Origin of the sequence: Microcoleus sp. S28C3, assembly GCF_036700785.1 — a bacterium.
GTDB classification, from domain to species: Bacteria; Cyanobacteriota; Cyanobacteriia; order Cyanobacteriales; family Microcoleaceae; genus Microcoleus; species Microcoleus asticus.
On sequence record NZ_JAUBPO010000147.1, the window covers coordinates 1 to 12952 of the forward strand.

The following is a 12952-nucleotide window of genomic DNA, read 5'->3' on the forward strand; positions in this document are numbered from 1 at the left end:
CTTAACTGCTTATCAAGCTATTCAACAAGCCCTCTCTATTCATGGCTCCCTTTTTTCCCCTAGTTGAGCAATTACGATTCAGGAATGGTCAAAGGCGTAGGGGTGACACCTGCAAATGTTGCCGAAGCTAGTGTTACCGAAGCAATAGCGGTCGATTTAACACGGCAAAATGTTGAGCTAGGAGAGTTGCCTATCGAGCGAGCTTATTTGACAAGCCATTGGGTTAAAGATCGTGAATCAAACTTGAAAATAATTTGTAAATTTTGGCGAGTTCGCCACGGCAAATATTTTGATAAAACAGCTTTTAATCTCGATTGAGACTTGCGCATAATTCGTTGCCCCAATGGCATCAGTATACCATTTCCCACAGGAAAAAATGTGCTATTTTCCCAAAAGCAATGTCAGACTTGCCCGCTGCATTCTCAGCGTACAGCTAGTTCTAAATGCCGGATGGTTTCCCTTCATCCAGACGAGTCTTTATTGCAGGAGTTGCGTCAGCGTCAAACCACAGCACTAGATCGTCTAAAATTAAGAGAGCGAATTAGTGTGGAACATAGCTTAGCTCACATCGGTCAATGGCAAGGAGTACAAGCTCGGTATTTGGGTTGGCGCAAAAATCTTTTCGATTTAGGACGGATGGCAGTGGTTCATAATCTTCATGTTTTGTCAACAATTTTTACAGAGCGTCAATTGATATCTGTCTAACTCAAAAGATTTTTCAGTTGGATATGAGATTTTTCATATTGATAACCAGCCGGATTTATTGGTAACAAAAAACCGGCGGAAATTTGGGATTGGTAATTTTTGCTCGCCACTGCGTAGCAACTTGAGTTTTCAGTGGCACATTGTAAGTTGTTTGTGCAACCCATACTTGATGCTTTTTGTTAACTTCTTTTACTGAACTGGCGCTCTAGCCTTTACCCAAAGCTGACAACAAGCCAATTATCCTCAAACCAGACATTTGTTATTCAATAGTTTTTGCAACAGAAGCAGTAAAAGGACGAGCTGAATACACCAGGGTTTTAGCACCTGCCCGTAAGTCCGGTCAGGCTGGCAACCACCGCCACTAAATCGGCAGCATCTACAGGTTTGGTCAAATGCATCTGAAAACCTGCTAATAGGGCCTGCCGACGATCGTCATTCCGGGCATAAGCCGTCAGCGCGATCGCCGGTAGCCGACCGCCCCGCTGCGCTTCCAGTTGCCGCAACTTGCGGATCAGGGAGTAGCCATCCTCATCCGGCATCCCAATATCGCTCACTAAAACATCGGGGCTGCGGGTGGCGGTTTCAATAACAGTCAACGCCTCCTTGACCGAAGCCACAGCGATGACATCCGCACCATACTTTTGCAGAATTGTACTCAGCAACTCTAGGGCGTCAGCCTCGTCGTCTACCACTAAAATTTGTAAGCCTTCAAGGGTGGGTGACGCCTCAACCCTCGCATCCGCCTCGACGATCGAGTTTAATCGCTCTGGGTCGCTGGCTGGTGGATGGATAATCATCACGGGCAGTTTGACTGTAAAGCTCGTCCCCTGTCCTATTCCTGGACTCACTACCGTTACAGTCCCGCCATGCAATTCCACTAATTGACGCACAATGGCTAACCCTAAACCCAACCCCCCATAACTGCGAGTGGTCGTGCTGTCGTGCTGGCGGAAGCGATCGAAGACAAAGGGTAGAAAGTCCGAGCTGATGCCTGGTCCAGTGTCGCTGACAGTAATTTCAACATGAGAATTAACCCGCTCCAAACGAATCTGGACTCGCCCGTTTTTAGGCGTAAATTTGATGGCGTTAGAAAGTAGATTCCATACAACTTGCTGCAACCGATCTGCATCACCCAAGAGCGGGCCAGATTCAGAATCGAGTACGCTTTGCAGGCGAATTGATTTTGCCTCAGCCGCCAAGCGTACAGAGTCAATCGCCGATTCAATCACCGATACGAGGTTGACTCTACGGACTTGGAGGCGCAGTTTACCTGTGATGATGCGAGAAACATCGAGAATGTCTTCAATGAGCTGGGCTTGAGACTTTGCGTTTCGCTCGATCGTCTCCAAAGCCCGCACAACCTTATCCCCACTGAGGTTTTTCTGCCGTAGTAACATCGTTGACCATCCTAATATGGCGTTGAGAGGAGTTCTGAGTTCATGAGAAAGAATCGAGAGAAACTCATCCTTGGCACGGTTGGCAGCCTCTGCATCTGCGCGAATCACTTGTTCGCGCATCAATAATTCGTCTTTGGTGCGATTAGACGCTTCCAGTTCCGCGGTGCGTTCCTGCACCCGTTGCTCTAGCTCGACATTAATCGCCTGGATACGGCGGCGGCTTTCCTCTAGTTCCTGGTTTGTAAGGGCGAGTTGGGCGGGACTTGGCGCATCGATCGCCACTGGAATTAAGGGAATCACTAAAAAGGTGAACGTATAGAAAGACCAAGCACCATTGACCGCTTTGATCAGTCCTGAAACCCAGTACATGGGATACCAAAGTGTCACTACTCCCATCAGGTGGGTGGTGCCACATAAGGCAAAGATAAAAAATAAACCCACCAGCAGCATCACCGTCTTGGGAGGCAGATCCTGACGCTCATACCTAAAGTAAACAATGGCAACCGCCACCGAGTAATACCCCAGGACAGTCAGTAGATCTGACGTTAAGTGCAGCCATACTAACCCCGGTTTCCAGAGGTAGCAATGCCCGTGAGGAATGAAATTAGTCGAAAAAAATGTGCTGAAGAGGTCAGGCATATTAGTTTACGGGACTCTCAAGTTAATTAGAGCGTTTCATCAATTCCACCAGATGACCCCAGCAGCGAGATGAATCGCCGCAGGCCCGAAAGTTCACCGCCCTAGGGTCATAGCGCGTCGCGATTGCTTGATACTGCTTGAGCTTGGCGAAAAAGTTCTCAATCAAATGACGGGCTTTGTACAATTCCGTATCGTAAGTTCGCTGGGTCTTGCGGTGGTGGTGAGGTGGAATCACGGCGCTCTTCCCCTCGGCATTGAGGCGGTTAATCACAGCCTGATTTGCATCATAGCCCTTTGTCAGCCAGCAGTGTACCTGCTACCAGTAACGGCGGTAGTTGGTCGGCTCCTTCTGGGGTCACCAGCTTGTCCGGGGGTGAGGCGAAACCCCAACGGATTGCCCAACGCATCCACGCGCTCGCATGAATCTTGTTACTCAATCGCCCTTTGCTGCCTCCAATTGCTTCATTCCTACGTTCCTCAAAAAGCTCAGCAGGAAAATGTTTCTTTCAAGTGGGAAAATGCCTGAATTAAAACTAAGTGTACCGCCGGGAAATAGTGGGTAAATGTGCTTTAATATATGTCCAAATTCGCTCCTAAAAACGAAAATCAAAAATGTTAGAATTCGATCGCCTGTTCCAAACAATCGAAGAATTAGTAATGCTGCACTCACCCAGCGGTGCGGAATCGGAAATTAACCAGCGGTTGATGGAAAAATTCGCCGCCCTGGGAGTGAATGCTTGGGTCGATCGCGCGGACAATGCGATCGCCCTAATTAAGGGTCGCAATCCCGAAAAGTCGATCGCCATTACCGCCCACAAAGACGAAATTGGCGCCCTAGTTAAAACAATAGGCGAGAGGGGCCGCGTGGAAGTCCGCAGATTGGGCGGCTCGTTTCCTTGGGTTTACGGCGAAGGCGTGGTGGATTTGCTCGGAGACAAGCAAACAATTAGCGGCATTCTCAGCTTCGGTTCCCGCCATGTTTCTCACGAATCTCCTCAGAAAGCTCAGCAGGAAGATGTTTCTTTAAAGTGGGAAAATGCCTGGATCGAAACTAAGTGTACCGCCGAGGAATTAGCCGAGGCCGGAATTCGACCGGGCACGCGGATGGTGGTGGGAAAGCACCGCAAGCGCCCGCTGCGGTTGAAGGACTGGATCGCCAGCTACACTCTGGACAACAAGGCTTCAGTGGCGATTTTGCTGGCTCTGGCGGAATGTTTGAAAGAGCCTGCGGTGAATGTTTATTTGGTAGCGTCGGCGAAGGAGGAGGTTGGGGCGATCGGAGCTTTGTATTTCACGCAGCGCCAGCCGTTGGACGCGCTGATCGCTTTGGAAATTTGCCCTCTGGCACCGGAATACCCGATTCATGACGGCGAAAACCCGGTTTTGCTGGTTCAGGACGGCTACGGAGTGTACGATGAAGGATTGAACGCCCAATTGCGCGCAGCAGCCGCAGTATCTGATGTAGAGGTTCAGTTGGCGGTAATTAGCGGTTTTGGGAGCGATGCTTCGATCGCCATGAAGTTCGGCCACGTAGCCCGCGCTGCTTGTTTGGCTTTCCCCACCCAGAACACCCACGGCTTTGAAATTGCTCATCTCGGGGCGATCGGCAATTGCGCCGCCATCCTCAAAGCCTACTGTGACGAGCTTTCGGACGAGTAGAAAAAAAACTTTCGCAAAGTAGTTGACAGATTGGGAAAGATTAGTTAAGGTAATAAAGGTGCGGAACACAAGCAAACGCAACGCGCCCCCATCGTCTAGAGGCCTAGGACACATCCCTTTCACGGATGCGACGGGGATTCGAATTCCCCTGGGGGTATTGAAAATTTAACTCAGATATCAAATTGATATCTAGCAACTGGTAAAGGCAACAAGCCCGCTCCACACGCTAGTTATCATTTTTGTTTTTGGGGCGATCGAGAAATTGGGTCTTGGCTTAGAACCCACATTCCGCTCTTGGACTGTCACACCGTGATAATTTTCGCCTTTGACGAGTCTGAACCTCCTGCTGTGAGAAAGTTTCACGCCTTCATAGGAAAAACCATCTCCTCTTCAACCAATTCTCAAAAACTAGCGACTGTTGACTTGGGATTTAGTCAAAATTGATCCAAACCTCATGGCTTGCTCAAAAATATCTGAATGTGACAGTCAAAGGGCGGAATGTGGGTTCTAACATTTGTGCAGGCTCTCTGAACCTTTCCCGATTGTAGAGCATCCAGGCACTTTCCAAAGCTGTTTTCGCGCTCGATTTAGCCGATAAAATTTCCGGAAGTTTGTAGTCAGGACTTTAGTGCTTTTAATCAGGACTAAAGTCCTGACTACGAACACAATTCCCAATTCCCAAGTATATTTATTTTTCAACCATTCGATCGAGCTTTTCCCTAACCAACAAATGTAACAGCGATCGCAGCAAAAACAAGCCGCCGAATCCCGAAACCGCAAAAGCGACGATCGCCCCCGTTTGATATCCGCCCACCAGCAGCACAGCACCCGACAGCACCGCAAAACCCGCCAGACAAGCAAAAATTAGAGTTTTCAAAGCTAAATTAATCCGTTTCAAGGCTCTTTCGCTCTCGATATTTCGCACTCTAATTTGCAGTTCGCCCTCTTCAATTCGCTGCTCCAAACGCTTGATAAAAACTTGCGATTTGCTCGGCTGCCGTAACTTATATGTAATAAAACTTCGCGCTTGTCTTGCCAATTCTCCGATCGCATTTCCCCGCCCCTTGCTCACCGCAATACTCTTGACAAAAGGCTGAGCGGATGCTATGAAATTGTAGTTTGGGTCGAGAGTTCTAGCAATGCCGTCGAGAGTGGTCACCGATTTGACAATAAACATCATTTCTGCTGGCAACCGAAACGGTTGCTGCTCGAACATGATATACAGTTCGTTCTTAATTTCATTAAAAGCTTGAAAGTCGATCGGCTTATCAATAAACTTATCCAACAGAAAAGCAATCAGCCTGCGCACCGGCATCATATCCGGCATCGGCTCAACTAAGCCCATAGTAATTAAAGTATTGAGTACCTCGTCAGTATCCTTTCTCAGCACAGCAAAAAAAGTCTTGACCATTTGGTCTTTAGCCAGAGACTTAACCTCAGCCATCATCCCAAAATCGTAAAAAATCAAGCTGCCATCTTCTGTCACCGCCAAATTTCCCGGATGCGGGTCAGCTTGAAAAAAACCGTCAATTAACAACTGTTTCAAATAACAGCAAATTCCTAGTTGGTTGAGCTTCACAATATCTACTCCAATCGCTTCTAAACTAATGCGATCGTCAACCTTAATGCCGGGTGCGTATTCTAGAGTCAGCACTTTTTTAGTCGTGTATTGCCAGTAGACTTTCGGGACAATAACCTGAGGATATTCTCGAAAATTATGGCTAAATCGATCGGAATTTTTACCTTCTTGCACGTAGTCAATTTCTTGATATAAAATCTTAAAAAACTCGTGATAAATAGATTCCAGACCGTACTTGCGAGTCCCAGGCAAATAGCGATCGCAAAAACGCATCACTTGGCGCACCGCCTTCACATCCAAATTAAATAAACTTTCCAAACCCGGACGCTGCACCTTTACAATCACATCTTCCCCGGTGTGCAGCCTCGCTTTGTGTACCTGTCCCAGACTCGCAGCAGCGATCGGCAACGGGTCAAAATCGCGGTACAAAGCATAAATATCCTTGCCTAACTCTGATTCTACAAGAGCGATCGCCTCTTCGGAACTAAACTGAGGAACCCGATCCTGCAACTGTTCGAGTTCCTTCACATACTCAAGCGGCAGCAAATCCGCCCGAGTCGAGAGAGACTGCCCGATTTTAATAAAGGTTGGGCCTAAATTAAGCAAAGTATTGACTAACCAATGAGCGCGAATTCTTCTAGTATGAGGAGAATTATTTTGCAGCAGTCCATCCCACCACAAAAAAAACATAAACTTTCCCGCCGCTGCAAAAATGTCTATTTGTCGTGCCAGCGGCGAATATTTAGAACGTTGCCAACGGAGGGTTTTAGGTGCAGCTTTTATGAGCATAATATTGGCTATCGAGTTCCATGCACCGCGACAATTTTTAGAGGATAGTCAAAGACGCTTAAATCGGCTTTTACGAAAATACTTCGTAGGCTTTTGAAACAGTTAAAAAACTCAGTTTCTTTGGTTTCTACTCCATAATATCATCTCCGGTTATACAATCATAATTCAGTTTGCAGCAAGGGATTTAGTCCCGATAAATTCATTAAGAGAGGACGATCGCACTCACTACAAATACGCGCTAATTACGGGTAAATAACCGAACATCATATAAGTCTTGGGGAGAATCAGCAATGAAGAATCGGCAATTTAGAAGCGAAACCAGACAAACAAATCAAAAAGGAGGATTTGGTAGTAGCGTTTGCCAGATCCAAATCTCCCTTTAAAAGCAAGTCTTCGCCTGTTCGCTGCCAATAATTCACAACCGCTTTTCCACCAAACTATTATTCTAGATTACAGAGTTCCGCTGGAAATTGTGGCAGAGTCAGAGTAAAAGATGTGCGCCACAACTCGTCAGCTTCAAAACTTTCTGCCGGACAGCTAGACACATCAATAGTACCATTCAAGTGCTGTACTAAACACTTTACCAGCGCCAGACCCAAACCCGTACCGGCGATAGCTTGGTCAGTAATGCCAGTGCCGCGGCGGAACTGGTCAAAGATGTAGGGCAAATCAGCAGCAGAAATGCCCGACCCGAAATTAGAAACGCTCAGGACAATATAGCCGGCAACCTCAGACGCCTCTAAAACTACCGTCGTTCCAGAAGCCGAGTATTTTCCAGCATTAGTCAGCAGTTCCAGCAGCACCCGATTGAGAATATCCGGATCGGTTTCCCAGCAAGGGGTCAACTTGGGCAAATCCACCTTCAAAGTCAATTGCTTATCCGCCCACAATTTCTCAAAATCCCCAGCTAAATCTTGAACTAAACGGTTGAGATCGATTTTGATTAGAGAAATCGGGGCTTGGTGAGGCTCAAACTGCTTGATGGTCAGCAAATCGTTAATCAGAGATGTTTGCTTAGTACACTGCTGCTCTAGAATGTCTAGATACTTAGCCCGACTCGCTGACGGCTGTTCAGCTTGTTTGAGCATCAGAATCGCCAGCTTCATGATTGTTAAAGGGGTGCGCAACTCGTGACTCATAGTGCTGAGAAACTCGTCTTTAATCAGCTTCAATTTGCGTAGTTGCTCTAGTTGAATGGCAGATTGTTCGTACAGTTTCCCCTGCACGTCGAGACTTTGCTGCAACTGAGCGGTTCTGTCTTCGACTAGGGTTTGCGCTTCCTTGAGCGTCTGAGTTTGGATAATCACCCTGCTCGCTTGAGCGCTGACTGATTCGAGAACTTCTAATTCTTCAGGGCTCCAAGCGCGGGGCTCGGAGTGCTGCAAAACCAAGAACCCCAAGACTGTTTCCTGGTTGCGATCGCCCGTGAGGGGAACCAGCAGCAAGCCGCGAATGCCTTGGAGTTTCAAGATTTCTGTGGCGCCCTCTTGTTCGTTGCCGATTAATTCGCCTGCGTCAGCGAGGGCGAGGGGCTTGGGTGCGCTGTGGAATGCTTTGCGGCACAAATTAGATTCCGACAGCAACAAAGGGGGAGAGTTATTTGGTTTTGAGTTGGGAATTTTGGATTTGGAATTAGCAGTTTTCTCCTTGTTTTTTGTTTTGGATGTCGAGCTTTTTTTTGCCGGATCGCTTTGTGCTATTGCCTGTTTGTTTGCATCTTTTTTCAGAGCGGCTTCGCAAACTAATTCGACTTTGGCTTTGGGCGTTTGATTGGGGGAGCGAGTTTTAAAGGGAGGATCTGTATATTTCAATAGCAGGATTTGACCTTTATCTACTTCCAGGGTATCGACGGTATTTTCAATAACTTGCTGCAATATGCGATCGACTTCTGAATGTGTGTCGATCGATGCAGCAACTGACATGAGTAGATTTTTGTATTTAGCTTGTCGCTGTAACTGTTCGTTTAAGCTGGCAATTTCTTGAGTTTTTTGAATGTGAGAAATCGCGATACCGATCCCGTCCGATGCTGCTTCTAGGCGCTGCAGGTCGGCTGCCGACCACTCGTGAGGGTGCGACTTACCAAGAATCATCATGCCATTTACAGCCCCTCCAAATCGCGCAGGCCCTGCCAAAATTGCCCGAAAAGGCAGCGGTGTCACAGGGAAATTCGGCGATGAAGCTGCCAGACTATCTTGATAGTCGGATATCGCCACTCTCTCGCCCTTTGCTAGCAGGTTTGCCCAGATGGGATGTTCGAGTAATATGCTAGGCGATTTTAATTTGGTGGTTTGGGAGTGTTCCGGTGTTTGAGCTTCCGCGGCAGCATCGGCAGCATTTGGGCGATCGCTGCTATTTTCCCAGCAAGCATTCGGATTTACTACTTTCTGGTCAACCACAGCAGCAACCAAACAGAAATCTGCCCCCCATGCAACCCCCAAAGTATTTGCTATTTGCAGCAGGATTTGTCGATCAAAGCTGGTCGCGAGAATTTGGCAAATTTGTCGCCCGAGGAGGGCAGGATCGACCTGGTACTGCATAAGACGATCCAGAAATTTTTGGATTGATACTGGTTCTGGGATTTGCGGTAAATGCAAAGTGCAAGACTCGGACGGCGATCGGTCGATCGACGTAAACTCTTGATTTCCCTGGCGATCGATCATGGCAACCAAGCCTTTATTCTAAGATGTTTGAGCCGGCTCGCGCTGCAAATATAGAACCGATCCATAACTGTCGCCTTGACTGTTATGAGTCTGCTTTCTGTATTTGCGCAGCCTGTCGGCGGGTCACTAGATATCTGAAAATATACCCAGATTTGACTGAGTTCTATTTTCCTATTTTCTACCCTTCGATCTGTACGGGCTGAACTTTACCCTCCTTGACCGGATGATAATAAATCCCCTTCCCGCTAATTTCGACCGTTATTGATAGTATGAAGCTTTTCTAGAGACCGCCTAGTGACACCCCTCTCCTCACCCTGTGATGTTTCCTATTTAAGTTTGTGATCCTAACAAATTTTTATTTTGATACCAATCCGCCGATCGAGTCACGCTGAGCGCAAAAATTGAAAATCCCCAAATTATCACTCATAACATAGCTGAGAGTTTGCGAGTGTTTGCTCAAAAACTCATTTTTCACAACTTCTAGAGCAGCAGGGCAAACTCTCTTGTTAGATTTATCCTACTTACCTGCTTACTTATTTTGTGCTTCCTGTTGGGCTTTATCGCTATTTTGGCGGTAAAGTGCCGTCCGGTTCAGAGCAGTTGTGTGGCGGGGATGCTTGGAGGGCACGGCGGCCATCAAATCCGAAGCTTGCTGCCACTTAGCAGCTACGACTAACCAATCCTCGCGAGATTGAGCGGTTTTGCTGTCGGTGGCTGCTTGCGAGGCGACTCGCACTGCCTGTGCAAAAGAGTCAACACCAGAATTAGCAGTCTCCTTAGAAATTTTCAAAACAGCTTTTGCCTCAGAGGGAGCAGCAGTGGCAACTGCTTGGCTGTTGGCTTGTGTGCTGTTGAGCGCTTGGGAATTGAGTCCTTTGTAGATGGCGGCCGCGGCCCCGAGCAACAGCACGGTCAAGCTGATGCCGCCGACGATACCGCGCTGAAATTGCCGCGGTTCCTGCATCGATCGAGGTACAGCCATTCTCGGCAAAGCCCGCTTGCTTGCAAGAGCTTGGCGTTCGTGATGGGCGGCGGCCAAACGCTTGAACAAATTCGGCTTTCTGAGTTTAATTTCTTGAGACCACAGCAGTTGATTCTCCGAATCGCGGCTAATTTCTTCGAGCCACAGCAATTGGTGTTCTCGGACAAGCCGGCTGTTGATGTTGACTCGGCGAATATTGTGGGGCGAAATGCCCTCCAAAATTTCTTGGACTCGATCGACCAAGCTAGACTGTTCGAGCAGTTGAGGTGTTGCAGCTTCGCACAGCAGTTGCAGCACACCCTCTGCAAACACGGCTCTGGCCCTGACACTTACCTGTGCCAGTTTGTCGTTAAGGATTTGAATAATCGCTGCAACCGAGCCCTCGCGAGCTTGTCGAGCAATGTCATCTATTGGATTCGCCATAAAACTATCTTGACGCTTAGCAAGCCGTTAATTGTTAACCCAAAGTCTCGGATCTAATTTTTACTCATACAGGTTATCACTGACACTGCCAGGTTAAAATGAACAGATGCAAATTTTGCATACCGATCCACTTAAAATTATCACCACAGCATCGAGCGAGGCTAACAGGAAATAAACTATGGGTAAAGTAATTAGCGGTCAAATTTTTGTTGTAGACGACAACATCGATACAGATCAAATTATCCCTGCCGAATACCTGACCCTGGTTCCCTCGAAGCCGGACGAGTACGAGAAACTAGGCAGTTACGCGATGATTGGGTTGCCCGATCGCTACGGTAAGTTTATCGAATCCGGCGAACAGAAAACCCGGTATCCGATTATAATTGCCGGGGAAAATTTTGGCTGCGGTTCTTCGCGGGAGCACGCTCCGATCGCTCTGGGGGCCGCCGGCGTCACAGCAGTGGTGGCTTTGTCTTACGCGCGCATTTTCTTTCGCAATTGCTCGGCTACTGGCGAATTGTACCCGATAGAATCAGTCGATCGGCTGTGCGACTTGTTTGTAACCGGTCAAGAAGTGACGATCGATTTTACAGCAGAGCAAATTATCAACCACACTCTCGATCGAACTTTCTCGCTCAAACCTTTAGGAGAAGTAGGCCCGGTAATAGATGCCGGAGGCTTGTTTGACTACGCGCGCCAAACGGGAATGATTGCTGCTCGGTAAAGACTGCAAAGAAACCCGAGGGCAACCACGGGGGGATTGCCTACAAAAACCGGGTTTCTTAATTTTGTTTGTATTGATGTCCGCCTACTTTAATTTTGAAAGTTAGTAGTGCCTAACAAGTATAGAACCCATTTGACATCTAAGAAGAGGGTGCAAGTCTTTTAATCATCAGCCTAATAAAACAAAGGTTGAGCTTGGCAGTCGCATTATCCAAAGTCCTCTCAAAGTTCTTGACTAAAATTTTACATCTTTCCATCCAAGAATTTGAGCGTTCAATTACCCACCTTACTTTAACTGGAACAAATCCTGATTTGCCTTGCGCTTCTTTTTGTGCTTTCGATGGTTTTGCTGAAAGCTCAAACTTGATTTTTGTCATAATCTGTGGATAAATTTTCTCTAACTCTTTTGTGAGATGTTCACTCCTGGTAGCCGTTATCTAGGGCTTGCTGAATAATCGATCGCTTTCTGGCGAGCGGGAGTGATCGATATATTCAAGCAGCGTTAACGATGAGTTTTTCCTGCCTTATTTTTAGTGAAATATAAGCGCAAGTTATGTTAAGTCCAAAAACAGGCATTGTTTGATCCGCTCGACATAAAAACACATAAAAAACCCGGCGCCACCAGGTAGAAAGGTTCATGACTAAAAAAGTGATAGCAATAGTGGTTTGTGAAGTATTATCAAGTTTTGCCATGATACGATTGAGACCGAATCTTCGTTTACCTTCCCCGAATTTACCCTCAATCGCATTCCTAATTCTGTCATCTTCCAACGCTTGCCTCTTTTTTGATTTACTCACATTTGCTGGCGGTCTTCCTAATGGCGGCCCACTCAGCCTAATGCCTTTTTCTTTACACCATGCTCGGTTTTCCCGATTTCGGTAAATGCGATCTGCATGAACTGACTCTGGATAATACCCTGTGAATTTATGATATGCTTCTACTTGTGTTTTTAAGTCCCCTGATTCGTTAAAGTTATCCCAGCTCATCCGGTATAAAAATACATATCCCTCAAAACAACTGGCTGAGAGTTTGGCTCCAAACTCTACGCTTTTTCCTGCTTTTCCTCTGACAATAGGACGAATGTGGGGTTGACTTAAACTTACTATTCTATCCTCAATGCTCTGTTTATTGTTATCAAATAACCATTGCTGTTGGCGATAGACCTCTGTGAGGACTAGCAAGGTTTTATATTGCTTTTTGCTCAGGCGTTCGAGGGTCGCACCTGACTCGATTAGCTGTTCAATATGAGCGAGGTTTCTTTTGATATATTGAAGTTGTTTTTTAATTGCCTGTCTTTTTTTGTTGCGGGATGGTCTTCTTTTGGAGTTTAGACTAAGCAGGTCAAAAAGTGCGCTCGCCCAAAGACCGGCAAACGTCCATACTCCAACGGCAACG

Annotated in this window: 12 protein-coding genes and 1 tRNA gene; 5 read left to right on the top strand and 8 right to left on the bottom strand. The window is 47.1% G+C overall.

What is annotated here, in order from left to right; translation table 11 throughout:
- The first annotated feature begins 84 nt into the window (after nt 1-84).
- Together QUA13_RS28995 and QUA13_RS29000 are read left to right on the top strand one after the other, a co-directional pair.
- On the top strand, nt 85-318 hold the full coding sequence (locus QUA13_RS28995) for a hypothetical protein (protein ID WP_333204107.1): 234 nt from the start codon (nt 85-87) through the stop codon (nt 316-318).
- 60 nt (nt 319-378) lie between these two features.
- A complete protein-coding gene (locus QUA13_RS29000; protein ID WP_333204109.1) occupies nt 379-705 on the top strand; it encodes a transposase in 327 nt (108 codons plus the stop codon).
- Between the two features lie 317 nt (nt 706-1022).
- On the opposite strand, the gene QUA13_RS29005 is transcribed toward QUA13_RS29000, so the two are convergent.
- Genes QUA13_RS29005 through QUA13_RS29015 form a run of 3 tightly spaced genes read right to left on the bottom strand, consistent with a single transcriptional unit; the run spans nt 1023 to nt 3178 of the window.
- Nucleotides 1023-2741 (bottom strand): ATP-binding protein, encoded by a 1719-nt coding sequence (locus QUA13_RS29005; RefSeq protein WP_333204110.1) that lies wholly within the window; start codon nt 2739-2741, stop codon nt 1023-1025.
- Nucleotides 2742-2763: 22 nt separating this feature from the next.
- Entirely contained in the window at nt 2764-3012 is a 249-nt protein-coding gene (locus QUA13_RS29010; protein ID WP_333204112.1) for a hypothetical protein, read from the bottom strand.
- Between the two features lie 13 nt (nt 3013-3025).
- Nucleotides 3026-3178, bottom strand: a complete 153-nt coding sequence (locus QUA13_RS29015; RefSeq protein WP_333204114.1) for a hypothetical protein — start codon at nt 3176-3178, stop codon at nt 3026-3028.
- Between the two features lie 175 nt (nt 3179-3353).
- Here QUA13_RS29015 and QUA13_RS29020 point away from each other — a divergent pair, with 175 nt between their 5' ends.
- Nucleotides 3354-4400 carry a M42 family peptidase gene (locus QUA13_RS29020; RefSeq protein WP_333204116.1) on the top strand — a complete coding sequence of 349 codons (1047 nt, stop codon included), beginning with the start codon at nt 3354-3356 and terminating at the stop codon, nt 4398-4400.
- An 84-nt stretch (nt 4401-4484) separates the two neighbouring features.
- Nucleotides 4485-4557: transfer RNA gene (locus QUA13_RS29025), tRNA-Glu, on the top strand.
- A gap of 531 nt (nt 4558-5088) precedes the next feature.
- Here QUA13_RS29025 and QUA13_RS29030 read toward each other — a convergent pair.
- From QUA13_RS29030 to QUA13_RS29040, 3 genes are all read right to left on the bottom strand, one after another.
- Nucleotides 5089-6768: an AarF/ABC1/UbiB kinase family protein gene (locus tag QUA13_RS29030; RefSeq protein WP_333204118.1), complete on the bottom strand. Its 1680-nt coding sequence runs from the start codon at nt 6766-6768 to the stop codon at nt 5089-5091.
- Nucleotides 6769-7208: 440 nt separating this feature from the next.
- Complete coding sequence (locus tag QUA13_RS29035; RefSeq protein ID WP_333204120.1) at nt 7209-9428, bottom strand: ATP-binding protein; 2220 nt, start codon at nt 9426-9428, stop codon at nt 7209-7211.
- A gap of 529 nt (nt 9429-9957) precedes the next feature.
- Nucleotides 9958-10833 carry a hypothetical protein gene (locus QUA13_RS29040; protein ID WP_333204121.1) on the bottom strand — a complete coding sequence of 292 codons (876 nt, stop codon included), beginning with the start codon at nt 10831-10833 and terminating at the stop codon, nt 9958-9960.
- 178 nt (nt 10834-11011) lie between these two features.
- On the opposite strand from QUA13_RS29040, the gene QUA13_RS29045 reads away from it, so the two are divergent.
- The gene (locus QUA13_RS29045) at nt 11012-11557 is read left to right on the top strand and encodes a LeuD/DmdB family oxidoreductase small subunit (protein WP_333204123.1); all 546 of its coding nucleotides are present in this window, start codon (nt 11012-11014) and stop codon (nt 11555-11557) included.
- A 139-nt stretch (nt 11558-11696) separates the two neighbouring features.
- Here QUA13_RS29045 and QUA13_RS29050 read toward each other — a convergent pair whose 3' ends face one another.
- Together QUA13_RS29050 and QUA13_RS29055 are read right to left on the bottom strand one after the other, a co-directional pair.
- Nucleotides 11697-11933: a hypothetical protein gene (locus QUA13_RS29050; RefSeq protein WP_333204125.1), complete on the bottom strand. Its 237-nt coding sequence runs from the start codon at nt 11931-11933 to the stop codon at nt 11697-11699.
- Nucleotides 11934-12048: 115 nt separating this feature from the next.
- Nucleotides 12049-12952: transposase (locus tag QUA13_RS29055; RefSeq protein ID WP_333204127.1), on the bottom strand; the 904-nt coding region annotated here is incomplete at its 5' end.